At 37.4% G+C, this 15092-nt stretch carries 14 protein-coding genes; 2 read left to right on the top strand and 12 right to left on the bottom strand.

Translation table 11 applies throughout. From position 1 onward, the window contains the following. Positions 1-12: 12 nt before the first annotated feature. From AC4QJR_RS10580 to AC4QJR_RS10555, 6 genes are all read right to left on the bottom strand, one after another. On the bottom strand, positions 13-1023 hold the full coding sequence (locus tag AC4QJR_RS10580) for an amidohydrolase family protein (RefSeq protein WP_496526128.1): 1011 nt from the start codon (positions 1021-1023) through the stop codon (positions 13-15). Then, a complete protein-coding gene (locus AC4QJR_RS10575) occupies positions 1008-1547 on the bottom strand; it encodes a 3-hydroxyanthranilate 3,4-dioxygenase (protein WP_496526127.1) in 540 nt (179 codons plus the stop codon). Before AC4QJR_RS10575 ends, AC4QJR_RS10580 begins: the two co-directional genes overlap by 16 nt. 35 nt (positions 1548-1582) lie before the next feature. Further along, positions 1583-2149, bottom strand: coding sequence for an NADPH-dependent FMN reductase (locus AC4QJR_RS10570; RefSeq protein WP_496526126.1), 567 nt, complete (start codon positions 2147-2149; stop codon positions 1583-1585). Between the two features lie 60 nt (positions 2150-2209). After that, positions 2210-2734 carry an FAD synthetase gene (locus AC4QJR_RS10565; protein WP_496526125.1) on the bottom strand — a complete coding sequence of 175 codons (525 nt, stop codon included), beginning with the start codon at positions 2732-2734 and terminating at the stop codon, positions 2210-2212. Between the two features lie 32 nt (positions 2735-2766). Beyond that, positions 2767-4245 (bottom strand): 4-hydroxyphenylacetate 3-hydroxylase family protein, encoded by a 1479-nt coding sequence (locus tag AC4QJR_RS10560; protein WP_496526124.1) that lies wholly within the window; start codon positions 4243-4245, stop codon positions 2767-2769. 173 nt (positions 4246-4418) lie between these two features. Beyond that, positions 4419-5690 carry an MFS transporter gene (locus tag AC4QJR_RS10555; RefSeq protein ID WP_496526656.1) on the bottom strand — a complete coding sequence of 424 codons (1272 nt, stop codon included), beginning with the start codon at positions 5688-5690 and terminating at the stop codon, positions 4419-4421. A 465-nt stretch (positions 5691-6155) separates the two neighbouring features. Here AC4QJR_RS10555 and AC4QJR_RS10550 point away from each other — a divergent pair, with 465 nt between their 5' ends. Together AC4QJR_RS10550 and AC4QJR_RS10545 are read left to right on the top strand one after the other, a co-directional pair. Then, complete coding sequence (locus AC4QJR_RS10550; protein ID WP_496526123.1) at positions 6156-6788, top strand: Crp/Fnr family transcriptional regulator; 633 nt, start codon at positions 6156-6158, stop codon at positions 6786-6788. Further along, on the top strand, positions 6788-7444 hold the full coding sequence (locus AC4QJR_RS10545) for a Crp/Fnr family transcriptional regulator (protein WP_496526122.1): 657 nt from the start codon (positions 6788-6790) through the stop codon (positions 7442-7444). Before AC4QJR_RS10550 ends, AC4QJR_RS10545 begins: the two co-directional genes overlap by 1 nt. A gap of 55 nt (positions 7445-7499) precedes the next feature. Here the strand turns inward: AC4QJR_RS10545 and AC4QJR_RS10540 are convergent, their stop codons facing one another. The 6 genes from AC4QJR_RS10540 to AC4QJR_RS10515 form a co-directional block, all read right to left on the bottom strand. Beyond that, positions 7500-8240, bottom strand: coding sequence for a hypothetical protein (locus AC4QJR_RS10540; protein ID WP_496526121.1), 741 nt, complete (start codon positions 8238-8240; stop codon positions 7500-7502). Positions 8241-8264: 24 nt separating this feature from the next. Then, positions 8265-8975, bottom strand: coding sequence for a rhamnogalacturonan acetylesterase (locus AC4QJR_RS10535; RefSeq protein ID WP_496526655.1), 711 nt, complete (start codon positions 8973-8975; stop codon positions 8265-8267). Between the two features lie 276 nt (positions 8976-9251). Next, positions 9252-10049, bottom strand: a complete 798-nt coding sequence (locus AC4QJR_RS10530; protein WP_496526120.1) for a hypothetical protein — start codon at positions 10047-10049, stop codon at positions 9252-9254. A 100-nt stretch (positions 10050-10149) separates the two neighbouring features. Then, positions 10150-12528 (bottom strand): polyprenyl synthetase family protein, encoded by a 2379-nt coding sequence (locus AC4QJR_RS10525; protein WP_496526119.1) that lies wholly within the window; start codon positions 12526-12528, stop codon positions 10150-10152. A gap of 130 nt (positions 12529-12658) precedes the next feature. Continuing rightward, positions 12659-13582, bottom strand: a complete 924-nt coding sequence (locus AC4QJR_RS10520) for an AEC family transporter (protein ID WP_496526118.1) — start codon at positions 13580-13582, stop codon at positions 12659-12661. Positions 13583-13664: 82 nt separating this feature from the next. Next, positions 13665-14957: a CitMHS family transporter gene (locus AC4QJR_RS10515; protein ID WP_496526654.1), complete on the bottom strand. Its 1293-nt coding sequence runs from the start codon at positions 14955-14957 to the stop codon at positions 13665-13667. Positions 14958-15092 lie beyond the last annotated feature (135 nt).

The following is a 15092-nucleotide window of genomic DNA, read 5'->3' as shown; positions in this document are numbered from 1 at the left end:
CCTTCTTTCTGGTTATATTAGTTGATTAACTGGTAAATTTAAAAATCTAAGTGCATTTTCACCAAGCATCGCCCGTTTCTGTTCTTCACTTAGGGTGAGTGTGTCATCAATAATCCTTCCAGGTGGAGTTTCTCGCAGTAAAAATGGATAATCAGACCCCATGATGACTTGTTCAGCACCAAATTTTTCGACTAAAAATTTGATATTAACAGGGTTATTTACGATTGAATCATAGAAAAATTTCTTGGCATAAAAGCTTGGCGGATTTTCTGTAAGCTGTAGATGCGGCCACACATTCCAACCATGATCAAGTCTTGGGAGAATGTAAGGAAGTGACCCCCCGCCATGAGAAAAACAAATTTTTAGTCCTGGAAATTTCTCGATAACACCACCTAGGATTAAACTGGCAGCAGCTAGTGCTGTTTCACTTGGCATTCCAACCGTATACATTAAGTTATGTGAGGAAAAACGGTCTCCGCCCAGTGTTTCCCATGGATGGATAAATATAGGGACATTCCATTTCTCACACATCGCAAAGAAATCAATTAACGATTCATCGTCTAAATTTTTGCCATTTATATTTGTGCCAATCTCAACCCCTTTTAAGCCAAGTTGATGTATACAGCGGTCTAGTTCAAGAATCGCTTCTTCGACATTTTGCAGAGGAACCGTCCCTAGACCAATAAACTTGGTTGGATGTTTAGCTACAGTTTCAGCAATGAAGTCATTTTGAAATCTAGCCATAGCTACGGCTTCTTCTATAGGTGCCCAATAGGAGAACGTAACGGGAATTGGCGATAAAACTTGTACATCTACATTTTCTACATCCATATCGTGAATCCTTTTTTCTGGACTCCAAACTTGGTCGGTCACTTCACGGAACACTTTTCCGGATACCATGATATTGGCACCGCATGAGCATGTAGGCTTTAGGACCGGCCACTTATCATTTTGGAATTTCGCCGCAAAATCAGGGAAATTTTCAGGGATGATATGTGTATGAAAATCTACTCGCATTTCCATTCACTCGCTTCTTCAGGCATAATATGTCCACAGTTCTTACAAGTGCGAAGTTCTAAATTACTGTTAAATCCATGAATTGCTTCTTTTACCTGCACTTCAATATTCGTTAATTGGACGGTAACGCGGTGCATTTCATGATCACATTTATCACAGAACCAAACAAAATCCTCTAATTCCCCATCTGCTCTGTCACGTTCAATAACAATCCCGATTGTATCAGCGACACGGTGTGGAGAGTGGGGAACATTTGGTGGGAGATGAAATACTTCTCCTTCTTTCACGGTAATTACTTCTCTTTTACCTTCTGCATTAATAATTTCAACGTAGCAAGCACCTTTTAATTGATAAAAAATCTCTTCAGATGGGTCCACATGAAAATCACGTCGTTTATTTGGACCACCGAGCACCATAAACATTAGTTCAGAATCCTTCCAAACAACTTTATTATTTACAGGCGGCTTAAGAGAATCCTTATTTTCGTTTATAAATCCCCACAGGTTAATTGGTTTTAAAGAGTTTGTCATTGAAATATTCTCCTCTCAAATTTTAATACATATACTTATCCATTTACTGTTGCAAATTCTTCCTTTGCTGATTTTAATGCCTCCTGCATAAAGACCACTTCTTTGGCTAAAGCAGTAATTCTAGTCAGCACCTCTGCATCGATAAGTTCATTTTCTTTATTAAAATGATCGTTATTGACATATACATAGCCAGGTGCAACAAAGGCTCGTAAAAATCCTGCGATCGGTTTTAATTGATTTTCGATAACTAGGTAATGCTGGTATGTACCTCCTGTTGCGACAAAACCCATTACTTTGTTGCGAATATCCTTTGGATTGATTAAATCAAACAAATTTTTGAGTGGCCCTGATAAAGACCCCTGGAATATCGGTGTTCCGATAATATAGAAGTCAGCAGAATTAACAATATCGAGAACTTTTTTTGTGTCTCCTGTATAGTTTGAAGGATTTCGTCCATCACAGAACTGCACATCATAATCTCTTAAATCAAGCAATTCTACTTCAACGTGAGGATGATGTTTCTTTACTTCCTCTAGTACCTTTTGAACAACTATACTTGTTTTTGCTCCAATAATGGTGCCTGAAATTCCTAATAACTTCATAGTGTGAACTCCTTTCTATTACTGAGTGATATCAAGTAGTTTCATTTACTTTTCTCCTGATTATAATCCTAGTAACGAGTAGGACTGCTGGAGATCTCCCTCTGAAATTAACTGGCGGATTCTCGTCGATGAAATAAGTTTTCCACTTTTACAATAAACAGGTGGAGTGATATTGATATGAAAATACTTTTCTAAAAGATTCACATCGCCTTCTCTATTTTTTCCAAAATGAAAATCAGCCCCCACTGTAACCTCTACCGGGTTTAACTTAAATAATTCACAGATAAAATCCTCAGGGGGCCTGGTCGCATACCATTCATCGAAGCTGGCAACAATTATATAATCAACACCTAACTTCGCGATCCTGCTAACCTTTTCATGAATGGGTGTCAAAATTTGAACGCCCTTAAAATAATTTCGAGGAGGCGGATCGAAAGTATAGACAACGCTAGGAACCTGATTATCCCGACTCGTTTCCACTGCTTGCTTAATCACGGCTTGATGTCCTCTATGGACACCATCAAATGCACCAATGGCAATCACAGAACCTGCGAGTTTCAGAACTCCATCTTTAAGCGTTTGCATCGTTCACACCTCCTCTTCCTATTAATTGACGTTTATAAGCTAGTAACCTCATTTTTTTGATTAAATATTTTTATAGCTTCATCAGCCAGTTCAAAGGAATTTTTCCTTTTGTGGTTGTTATAGAAAATCGCTCTTTTACGAATTGGATCTCCAGTATAATAGCGTTCATATTGAAGTACCCTTTGTCCGAATGCTTCACCGCATAAATCCCATGCTAATTTAAAGAGATGGACACGCTCTTCCGCTGAAACGCCCTCTCTTCCAAGATAATACTTCTCTAAATCCTCTCTTAATTCCGGATTCTCGAAATCGGCATCTGTCGGTGACATTAATAGTCCACCTGCACCAATGATTTGCATCACCTCAATCGCACGTGGGTACATTTTCGGCAGCAATCCTCTAATGGTTTCAAGTGGTGCATAGGCTGGCATCGCTTCGCCAGTAGCAGTTAATTCATGTTCATACTCTGAAATTCGGAGCAATGCCCTAATCGATTCAACTGATTGGACTAATTCTCCTAAATCATTTTGTACATTAAGGAAACTATCAACTCCAATAGAGTCGGCGATTTTACAAGCCACTTCGGTTGCAAATTGTAGTTTGATTAATCCTCTTACACCAGACTGATGAGCTGGCTGCTGAGCGATTCCTGTTTTCGGGTAAAGTAAATTGGCTGCTTCTACATTGTTATAAAGGAATACACGCTCCCAAGGTACTAAAACATCATTAAAAACTAGGACCGCATCCATTTCTTCAAATCTTGATGCTAATGGGTGATCATAAACAGAACGCTTTCCATCCTGCATCGCTTCTCGGCAGATAATGCGAAGGCCTGGCGTATCTAGTGGAAGTGCAAACGCGAGCGCATAACGTTCATCTCCAGGCTTAAAGCCAGGGAAAGAATAGACAATTACTTCGTCAGTAATTGGTGCAAGAGTAGCCAGCATTTTCGCTCCTCTTACGATTAATCCATCAGGCGTTTCTTTAACCGCTCCTAAATGGGTAAACATATCTTGTTGTTCGTGTGAAGATTTACTCCGGTCATTCTGCGGATTGATGATGGCATGTGTTAAAAATAAGTCATTATCACGGATATGCTTAAAATAAGACCGAATGTTTTTTCCCCATTCAGGATTGTATTTATCTAAAAACTCGGAATTACTCGCCATCGAAGTTACGACGACATTTAAGAAATCAGGAGTCCTGCCCATTAACCCAAATGTTGCTTTGGCAAACTCTTCGAACGTTCTTCTTCTAGCTTGCAAATCTTGATAGCTTTTAGGTACTAAGAATGCATTCGAGATTCTTTCTCCCGTTTCTTCACAAATATGAGTAATCTCCTCTTGATACTTGGCATCATGCTGCATATCATATAACTTTGCAATTTGAAGAATGGGCTGATGAAAAACTGGTTCATCAAAAATATTTTTTACTTTTTTTCCTGATAACCAAACTTCTGGTGTTCGGGCTTTTAACGCCTCGATATACTGTGCTCCTGTACGAATTCCCATAAAACATCCTCCTTTTAATTTATATTTTTATTATAAAATTGAAATTTTTGAGTCATTGTAGTCTGATTAACATTTTTTCTAAAAAGATATAATTTTCACTTTATTAGGACTAATAAAACAACCCACATCATTCTTTATACAAATGATGTGGGCTGTTTTTCTATTGATAATTGTTAAATTTTCAGGTTGCCTTTTTTAGGAATAAATAGAATAGTGATGGATGCAAGAACTCCTGCTACAGCAAAAAGATAAAAATTGATGGAAAAATCCAAATTTGAGCTCATAAAAAAGCCAATTAGAATTGGGCCAGAAATTGCACCAATCCTTCCAAATCCAAGCGCCCATCCAAGTGCTGTGGCTCTGTTTTCTGCTTCAAAATATTTGGAAATATAGGCATTGAGAATAAGTGTTGTCCCAATTGTTCCAAACCCTGCCACTCCTACTAAGCAATACACCAACAACATCGATGATTTAATGCTTAAGAGAGCAATTGAGACACCTGCTAAGAAATAAGAAATACTGATGATTTTCTTGGATCCCCAGCGGTCTGCTGCAGTTCCCGCTATCAAAGCACCAATCGCTGCAGATAAATTTAGCATCAGCAAAAATCCTAGGCTCGGTCCAAGTGGATATCCAGCCTCTCTCATCATTTTTGGCAGCCATGTACTCAAACCATAAATCATAAGCAGGCCCAAAAAGAAAGTGATCCAAAAAAACATGGTTGCCCGAATATTCTTTTTGGCAAAGAGACTCGCGATTGCCGAAAATTTGTTTCTGGAGCCTTTCTCTTCCTCCATATGGCTTTGGACAAAGTCATCGGGAAGATGATATTTTTGAGCAATACTTTTAGCTTTTGCCAACTTTTTCTTTGCTATTAGGAAACTAATCGACTCAGGTAGGAATTTAATAATAAAAGGAATAACCAAAAGTGGAGTCACACCAATCCAAAACATTAATCTCCAGCCATAATTCTCTAATAGAAACATAGAGAATAATGCACCAAGGACTCCACCAATTGGATAACCTGTATACATAATAGCGTACAGTTTTGATCGATGCTGTGCAGGGGAATACTCAATTGTTAATGCGGATGCAGTAGGTATTACCCCGCCTAGACCAAGACCTCCAATAAATCGAAATAATCCAAACATTCCGGGAGATGTTGATAGAGCAACAAGGCACATCGATAAGGAAAATACTATGATACAAAAAACCAAGGTCTTCTTTCGGCCGATCATGTCCGTAATTGTTCCTACACAAATTGCACCGATAAGCATTCCCACTAGAGCATAACTACCGATAGCCCCTGCTTGTGCAGGTGTCATACTCCAATCTTTGTACTCCATTAATGATGGTAAAACTGCACCATAAATTCCTAAATCATATCCATCCGCTAACATCGCGAACCAGCACAACACAACTACAAGTAGGGTTGCTTTAGGCATACTCTTCAATGAAAGATTAGTAGCGTTTAGATTGTTTGTTTGAGATAAATCTTGGGTTACTACTGATTGTACATCCTGATTCATTCAACCATCCCCTTTTATAATTTGCTCCAATAGTCTATTTTGTTATGTCTAAGGTGCAAACCCTCCTTGTCCCTCCTTTTATTTGATCTAACCATAATGTTCTGCCCTTGATTTGATCCTTGGGAGTTATAACAGGATCGTAAATCGAATCGGGTAAACCATGGTTTTGGCTGAATTTTAAAAATTCAATCACAATGTTGATTTTATATCTTGAATCTTTTACACTACTGTTAAGTGGTTAACACAAATAAATTTTTTTACACTTAAATGTAAGCGCTAACAAATAATTACAAATAAGTCATAGCACTAGATTAATTACATATTTCATAGATTTACAGTTTTATGGATTAGATTTCACCATTTCACTTAGGAGTTGATTAGTTGGCAATCTTGTTTGACAGTGATATCAATTGGGATTCTTGCTTACAGTTTGGTACTAGGCAATTCTTCAAAGAGAAAGCATCTATTTACCAGCAAGGTATGATGGGGGATGGATTTTATTATATCCAAAAGGGATTAATTAAAGTGACTACTACCACTTCGATTGGAAAAGAGCGCTTGTTAAACATCGCCATTCCTGGGCAATTATTAGGAGTGCAAGCGATGGACCGTCAGCCCCATTTTACGACGGCAACAGCGGTAAATGACTCTATACTTTATTTTTTCTCTTGTGAACATTTTCAAAAATTAATTAAGGATCAGCCTTCAATCCTTAACATTTTTATCAAAACCGTCATTCATAAAATGCACATCCTAGCTGATAAAATATATTTGGACTCTCTCACACCAGATCAACAATTGGCGGTGATTCTTCTAAATATTTGTTACGAGTTTAAGAATTATGAAGTTCCTCTTACACAACAAGACCTTACAAAATGCACTGGCTTAACGAGAATCACATTATATAAGATTTTAAAACAATGGAAAGAAGAAGAAATCCTTGAGATCCATAAGAAAAAGTTTTTAATAAAAAAACCGGATGAATTAAAAAAACTTCTTGGTAAGGTGTTGTAATGAAAAATCTGCGTTATTCATGGCGACCATTTTTAAAATACGGAAAAAAACTTGAGGTAGAAGAAAATGAAATCGTTTACCATCAGGGCAGTGAAGGCAAGGGCTTTTTCTATTTATCTAGGGGTGGTATAAAGATCACTCTCCTTTCACATGAAGGTGTAGAGCGAACGGTGAATTATGTTCCAGAAGGTATGTTATTTGGGGAGCATGGAACTAGAAATGGACCCTATTTAACCTCTGCCATCTCAAACTGTCAATCTGAAATTTATTTTTTCTCTGATGAAGCTTTAGTTATGATTTGTAAAGAACATCCTGAGGCGGCATGTATTTTTACTAATTCATTAATCTATAAATTTAGGATTCTGGCAGAAATTATTGCCTTTCTTAATTCACCTATAGAACAGCAAATGGCTCATTTCCTTTTAAAACTAGTAAGTGAAAATGGTAATTTTTCAATCGACCAAACATCGTTTGCCCGCTACATAGGGACTTCCCGGATTACCGTAAATAAAATACTTAATAAGTGGAAAAATCAACAATGGATCCAAATCTCAAACCGTACGATCGACATCCTTGAAATCGATCGATTAAAAGAACTCAGAGACTCAGGTGTGATAAACATTTTAAACTTGGATGTATTAATGTTATCCAATTAAGAATAAAGATAAATGAATAGAAGCAGGAACCCTTGTAGGGTTTCCTGCTTCATTTTTAAAGATTTACTTTTACATATTTAGCTATATAGATTTGTCCTTTTTGCTTGTAGTTTAGGAGAAATCCGGCAGGTACACAGTTGGACGTGATGGGTAATCCCACATCCGCGATAAGCCTATTACCTTCTACTTTCCAGTTTACAGATTGATAGAGCGGGAATCGATGGTGATAATGAGTATTTTTACAAATATTGGCTACCTTCCATTTTTGACCTCTCCCGGAAATTTGAATGGTTTTATTAGTTGCGGTAATTTTGAAATCACGTTCTATGGTGTGGACGGGGTTGTCGATGTCCATCTCCTCGTAAGCCTGCCTTCCATTTGCAGTTTCTACTCGCTGGAGAATGTGTGCTTCCTTCTGTACTACCCATGTCCCTGTGCCAAGAGTTATTATTACGACGACTTCTTTTATTCCATCATTATTGAGATCTATTACATGTAGTTCGGGCGTCCGTGATTCACTCATTGCCACTTCCCATCCGAATGTTTCTACCACTTCTTTCCCTATTTTGACTCGAAAATCAGTATACAGTTCTTCTTTTGGATAAGGAGTAGCATATAAATAAACCTTTTCCTTCTCATTTGCTACGACGAGAGTTTGTCTCGGTTCGGTTGGTACCTCAGCAGATACTATATTTGATGCGATAAATATCATACAAGCTAGGATAGCCAGGATTCTTTTCAATGCTTGCCCTTCTTTCCATTCTTGTTGTAAAGTTTGTGGCATAGCTAAAAACATACTGTGAAATGCTTCCAAATTAATTTATTTTATTATGTGATTTTGAAGTGGAACTAGCTTGGTTTCCTTGATGCCTTCTAGCACTAGTCTTGCTATTTTCTTGGCACCGGTCTCCTTAAAATGTGTGTTGTCCTGAACACCATTTGGATAGTTCTTGTTCTCCCCAGGTTTTAGCCAAAGAAAAACATCCTTCGTCCTATCGGGTCCAAGCTCTTGAAACAATTCCTTGCTATTGGCAGTAAGGTCAATCACAGGTACATGTTCCTCCAAACCAAGTTCTTTCATAGCTGTTGGATACTCACCATGTGAATTACGTGCTCTACCTTCTTTGGTAAAGTTCCTTCGTTCAACGGGTGTAACAAGGACAGGAATAGCTTGTTTGGCACGCGCACCGTCAATATATTGTTTTAAATAGCTTTTATATGTAGAGTACGGTTCAGTATAACGGCTCGGATCGTTTATTTTTTCGTCATTATGTCCAAATTGAATAAAAAGGTAATCCCCTTTCTTAATTTGCTTCAAGATGGATACGAGTCTCCTTTCAGCAATAAAACTTTTTGAACTCCTTCCTGGTATAGCGGCATTTTTCACCACAATGGTATCATCGAAATAGCGTTGAATAAATTGTCCCCAACCCGCTCGAGGTGCATACGAACTTGAATATTCAGAAACAGTTGAGTCTCCCGCTAGATATACTGTTATACGTTTTTTGTGGGGGTATTCGTTATTGGCCATTTTGGCAAAGCTATTTATTGATATTAATCCAAAAACTAGTAATAGCAAGGTTGCCATTACTATTTTCCCATTAACTTTTTTTCGCATACCACCACTCCTTGATGTTAACCTCTAGGTATATTATATCGGTGATTATGTACCGATTATGCATTATTGGTGACTTTAATCGTTCGAGCGCCCCCTATGTCATGAAAAAAATATTGGCGACAAGACCCATCAAAATGAAGGGGCCCAGTCGCCAATTGAGATGGATCCATTTCTCTGTATCCTTAGAAACTATTTCATATTGATACTATGTTTAAATTGATCATAATCCGTTTTAATAAAATGAAAGGCTGAAGCGTTTCCGCCGTGATCGGGGTGAGTTATTTTTAATAATTTTTTATACCTTGTTAAGACCTCTTTATCGCTCGCCATTTTTGAAAGTCCCAATTTTTGACGATAATCAATTGTGTGAGAAGGAGAAGGTGTATGGACTTTTTCTTCAAATTCAGGGTCTTTTTGTTTTCCTTTAAATAGTTCACCTTTTATTTTTAGCAGTTCATTCGTCAAATCAATATTCTCTTTTAGCAATTTCTTAGTTTCCATTTGAAATTCACTTTTCTCTTTTTCCAGTTTCATCAAATCTTTTTTTAAGATGTCTATTTGCTGGATTAATCTAGCTATTGAGGTTTGATGGAGATGTTCGATTCCTTTTATATGTTCATCCTGTGCCTTTAATTTTACTTTTAATTGACGGATCATCATATCCACATCGGAAGGACGATTAGTTAACGGTTTTGATGCTGATTCTTTAAGCGGATAGGTAGGTTTCTGTATTCCACTGCCCACTTTTTCAATCTGTCCTTCACGAAGCATTCGACGAACGATTTGAACAGCGGTGCTATCGGCAACCCCTGCGTCCTTTAATAAATGAAAGGCTTGATCTGTATTGTTAAGTATGTACCCCGTATCCTGTCCTGATCCCTTATAGGTAATCTTTCTTTCACGAAACCAACGTCTAACGGTTTGAATACTAGTATCTTCAGTGACTCCTGCTTCTATTAACAACTCGAAAGCTTGATCTGTGTTCAAAATGTTCCCCTTCATTCTCACTTTTTTATCATTATTTTATATGAGGAAATTTATAATGTGAATGGATAAAAGAGACTATCATTTTCGACAAAGACCACTATCAATGGTCACGATTTACTATATAATTTAATAAATGCTTTAAAAAAGAAATATTGCGCGGTATCTCCTGCAATGATTCCATCGCCTGACAGTAATGTTCCCACATTTCTTTTCTAGCCCCTTCAGAACCTAGAATAGACACAAAAGTCGAGTTATTGTTTTCTGCATCCTTACCAATGGGTTTTCCTAATAAATTCGTATCCCCTTCAACATCAAGCAGATCATCCTTTATCTGGAAAGCAATTCCGGCATGATGGGCGAATTTTTTTAAAGCGGCTATTTCGGACTCCTGCACTCGGGCAAGAATAGCAGGCATGATCAACGATGCTTCGAATGCTAAACCCGTTTTATAAAAGCACATTGTATTCAATTGTTCCAACGTCAATTGTTTCCCTTTAGAATCCAAGTCCATCGCTTGACCTTTACACATAACTGCCGTCATCTCTGCCGAATAGTGGATTAATTGAAGGACAATGTTTGAATCAAATTGGTCAAGAGATGCTTGTTCCTCAATAGCTTTCTGAGTCAGGAAGAGGCCCGTTAACTCCGCGATCGAAACGTTAAATACCTGATGAAGAGTTGGGCGCCCTCTACGGGTAGAGGCATTATCCTGGGATGGTAAATCATCGAAGATTAAGGAAGCCGTATGCATATATTCTAATGATTTCAAAAGCGGCACGATGGCAGACCTATTTAATCCATATTCGTTTACTCCCATAACCCAAGTCATGATGGGCCTTAATCGCTTTCCATCCCCTTCTAGACTGTAATTGGCAGCATCAATTAGTGGCTCAACGTCCTTAGTTTTATGGATTTTCAAGAATTGATTGATCTCACTGCGAATGGATTCAACCGTATCTTTAAAAATTTCCTGCTCGTTTCGTTGATTCCTCAGCGTTATTATCATATGGTCTCGGAGTAGTTTATCAAAGAAATCAACATCATCCGCTTTACGCACCATTTTTTGAATGACACGATTAAATCCAGGATTCCCAGCAGCAAAAAGCTGCATCACTTCTTTATATTTATTTCTGCCCATACGTTCTTTATAGCGCTTAAGGCCGTTTATTGCCCGATCGAGAATCACCTCACAGGCCTTGCTATCTGAATGATACACCTCATGGATCAAGTTGGAAATAACAGTCCAGTATAATTCAAACGGGTTAATCAAATCGGCACGTTGATCATGATATTTTAAATAATAGGTATAGGGTGTTACCCTGCCATCTTTCAAGTCTTCATACATATCAGCAAAATCATCCGCAAGCTGGTTGTAAATACCGTAAAAAAAGGTGCGATTATCAATGCCTTCATCTTCTGGAGCATTAATGACCGAGCGAACAATCAATCGAGATGAAGAGGATTTTAAAATGACTGGTATATATAATTCTTCATTTGTATAAGTTGGATTGGATAAATCCTTTATACGGTCTACTTCCTGAGAATGAAAAAACACGTAGGCCAGCTCGAAAAACTTCTGTCTAGTTTCTAGTCGCAGACTAGATGTTATGTACTCAAAGGCATCCCGAAGTTCGGAATGAATAAATCGGATCAGATTCACATTTTTTCCTGTCCAATTACCTAATTTAGGAACGATTCCTGTAATGAGACTGGTGCGTATCAAATTGGAATACTGTTTTTCCTCTTCTATAGATAAGATTCCTGCATCAAGAAGGTCGTCAATAAAGGGATAGGTCAAACCATAGGAATATCCTAGTCTAATTGCATCAGCAAGTTTCTGTGAGCGCTCTTCAGCTGATAACTCATCCCCCATTTCTTCCATTTCATTCATGAATACCCCAGCGATGATTTTAATGAGCTTGCGCTGAGCATTTTCAGCATCCATCCCGTTTGGAATATTAGCAGAGACAGTCTTGAGTTTGTTAAATACCCAAATCAGTGTGGATTCAATGCCCTCCTTTTGGGCCATACGGTATAATCCCGCCATACTAAACATCTCATTATTTGTCTTTCGTTTTGGAGAACCTGAATGAATCAGTTGATTTTTCAAGTTGTCAACAACACGTTTGACTCTTGTCTGTGTCTCTGGAGAATCAAGGGCCTTTCCTAAATCGCGCATGAAAATATAAGAAATGCTCCGATCTAAGTAATTATCTAATTTACCAGTGTAATTTAGCCATTGGATATAATTGTGGTAAGCTCGAGAATCAGGTTTTCCCTTGCCACGAGAAATGAAGGATAATATAGAGTGATGGATATGGTTACGTTTCCAGGATTGAATATCTTTTGTGATCGTCTGAACATAGCTTTTTTCTACAACTTGTTTATAAAGTGAATGAAAATAATGAGCAGCTTTCTGCTCAGCAATCTGATAGCTTAAATTTGGGTTTTTTATTAACTCCTTATTCATACATTCCATTACCCTCTTCTTAAGGTTGTTTTATTCTAATTAACTATCAAACTATTCTAATTATATTTAATGTTATAGAGTTTAACAATATAGTTATTAAATAACGAGACCGTTTAAATAATAAACGGTCTTCAAAAAGTTAAAATAAAATTGTCGATAAAAATACAACTGTGGTTACTGTAATCGCGCTAAGTAAAGTAGATAACAAAACAACTTGTGCAGCATATTCTGGATGATTCCCATATTCTAATGCGAACAAAGCACTATTCCTTGATGTTGGAAACGAGCTTGCTATAAACAACGCCTGTGCTGTAGTTCCATCCAGTTTTAAAGTTAAAATAATAATAAATGCAATGGCTGGAGATAAGATTAAACGACCAAATATACTTAAAAACAGCGGTAAAGAAAAACGACTGATTTTTATATAAGCACTTTGTGCCCCTAATGTAATTAGCGCCACTGCCAAAAATGCATTGGAAGTATTGTTTATTGGAGTCCATAGAAAAGTTGGGACGTCGATATGATACATATGGAGGAACAATCCTAATAAAAAGGCATATATGACAGGGTTTTTTAGAAACTCCTTCATTGCTTTCAATCCATTTTGATCAACGGAAACAGAATTCAGTAATCCATATGTGTAGGTAAGCAAATTTTGAAAAATCATGACAACAATTTGTATGGATGCACCCAATGGGTTATGTTGAAAAACGAGCTGACTGACAGGTAAACCAAAGTTTCCAGAATTATTTAGGACGACACTATTTTTAAAAGTGGAAGACAGTCCGTTATCAAATCTTGCCACTTTAGATATTAGACTACTTATAATCATTAAGCATGAACATTGTATTACTAAAAAGCCAAGAATATGCAATAGTGTTTCCCCGCCAACATTATTTTGATAAATATTGACAAAACTGACACAAGGCATGAGAAAGTATGTATTTAGCTTTGATAAAGTGTTCATATCAAACTTAAATTTCCGATGGAGAAAGATACCAGCTCCTATTAAGGCAAATACAGGCAAAATGACATTTAATACAATAAGTAAGAATACTTCCATAAAACTCTCCTTTATTCTACTCCCTTAAAATCAAATTTAGTCCAAAAACTCTTATATGAGTCTTTGGACCATGATCTAACTTTTAGATTGGAATAATTGACAATAGAACCGCAACTAAAATCATCACCGCAGTTGATCCGCATGCCCATTTTAGAAATGTGCGCTGAAGATCGCCGAAATCTTCTCCAACCATACCAACTAATAAATAAGTGGACGGTACTAATGGGCTTAATAAATGAACCGGTAATCCTAATAGTGATGCTCTTCCAATCATTGCTGGATCAATTCCATACACACTTGCCGCTTTAGCAAGCAATGGTAAAACTCCATAATAAAAGGCATCATTGGACATAAAAAATGTAAATGGAGCACTGGCTATTGCTGTAATGAGAGCAAAATGGGAGCCCAAAACATCTGGAATATGAGTAATCATCGAATGTGCCATGGCATCCACCATTTTCGTCCCTGAAAGAATACCCGTAAAAATCCCTGCAGCAAATACCATGGAAACAACAGATAATGCATTATCCGCGTAGTGCATGATTCGTTCTTTTTGTTCATTTATATTTGGATAATTAAGCGTAATCGCAATGGCAAAACCTATCATAAACAATACGGTAGAAGGCAGTAATTCTTGGATTAAAGCAACTAAAAGTAGAATAGTTAATAGATAGTTTACAAGAATTAGTTTTGGACGTTTTAGATAAGCATCCTCAGAAGTAGCTGCCATCATTGACATCGTGCTATAATCTATTTCTGCAACTCCTACACGTTTGCGCTCTTTTCTACCAAGGCAATAAGCCATAAATAATACAAACAACACGCCGCCTATCATGCTTGGGATTACCGGTGTAAAGATATCCCCCATCTCAAGATGAAGTGCTGTCATTGCTCTAGCAGTTGGTCCTCCCCATGGAAGTAGGTTCATCACACCTGAAGAAGATACAGCAATTCCTGCCAGGACCAGAGGTCTCATGCCAATACGTTTATACAAAGGAAGCATTGCTGAAATGGTAATCATATATGTAGTCGTTCCATCACCATCAAGGGAAATTAATAACGCAAGGACTGCTGTTCCAATCGCTATTTTTACAGGATCCCCTTTTACGACTTTCAAGATTGTCGAGATGATCGGATCAAATACACCTGCATCTATCAAAATTCCAAAAAAGAGAATGGCAAAAAGAATCATGATTCCTGTTGGTGCTACGCTTCTTATCCCCTCAAGCGCCATTGGTCCTAATTCTCTTCCAAATCCACCTATTAATGCAAATACAACCGGCACCACCATTAAAGCGATCATAGCTGATAGACGTTTTGTCATAATAAGTATCATAAAAATAAAAATCATTAAAAATCCTAAAGTTGCCAGCATCATCTTCACCCCTTTTGTTAGTAAATTAATAATAATCTAAATATTCTAAGGTGAAAACGTTTCCAAAATAAAGTTATTATCGTACATTATTCTATATTTAGTTCATTTTGTTCACGGCTATCATAACACGCAAAA

It is taken from the genome of Neobacillus sp. BP17 (assembly GCF_059579525.1).
Note: the sequence above shows the minus strand (reverse complement) of the source record. Positions and strands in the feature narration are given on the sequence as shown.

Excerpts from the sequence above, each read along its gene's own strand:
- AC4QJR_RS10580 (WP_496526128.1), bottom strand. The coding sequence starts at position 1,023 with ATGGAAATGCGAGTAGATTTTCATACACATATCATCCCTGAAAATTTC.
- AC4QJR_RS10575 (WP_496526127.1), bottom strand. The coding sequence starts at position 1,547 with ATGACAAACTCTTTAAAACCAATTAACCTGTGGGGATTTATAAACGAA.
- AC4QJR_RS10570 (WP_496526126.1), bottom strand. The coding sequence starts at position 2,149 with ATGAAGTTATTAGGAATTTCAGGCACCATTATTGGAGCAAAAACAAGT.
- AC4QJR_RS10565 (WP_496526125.1), bottom strand. The coding sequence starts at position 2,734 with ATGCAAACGCTTAAAGATGGAGTTCTGAAACTCGCAGGTTCTGTGATT.
- AC4QJR_RS10560 (WP_496526124.1), bottom strand. The coding sequence starts at position 4,245 with ATGGGAATTCGTACAGGAGCACAGTATATCGAGGCGTTAAAAGCCCGA.
- AC4QJR_RS10555 (WP_496526656.1), bottom strand. The coding sequence starts at position 5,690 with ATGCCTAAAGCAACCCTACTTGTAGTTGTGTTGTGCTGGTTCGCGATG.
- AC4QJR_RS10545 (WP_496526122.1), top strand. The coding sequence starts at position 6,788 with ATGAAAAATCTGCGTTATTCATGGCGACCATTTTTAAAATACGGAAAA.
- AC4QJR_RS10540 (WP_496526121.1), bottom strand. The coding sequence starts at position 8,240 with ATGTTTTTAGCTATGCCACAAACTTTACAACAAGAATGGAAAGAAGGG.
- AC4QJR_RS10535 (WP_496526655.1), bottom strand. The coding sequence starts at position 8,975 with ATGGCCAATAACGAATACCCCCACAAAAAACGTATAACAGTATATCTA.
- AC4QJR_RS10525 (WP_496526119.1), bottom strand. The coding sequence starts at position 12,528 with ATGGAATGTATGAATAAGGAGTTAATAAAAAACCCAAATTTAAGCTAT.
- AC4QJR_RS10520 (WP_496526118.1), bottom strand. The coding sequence starts at position 13,582 with ATGGAAGTATTCTTACTTATTGTATTAAATGTCATTTTGCCTGTATTT.
- AC4QJR_RS10515 (WP_496526654.1), bottom strand. The coding sequence starts at position 14,957 with ATGCTGGCAACTTTAGGATTTTTAATGATTTTTATTTTTATGATACTT.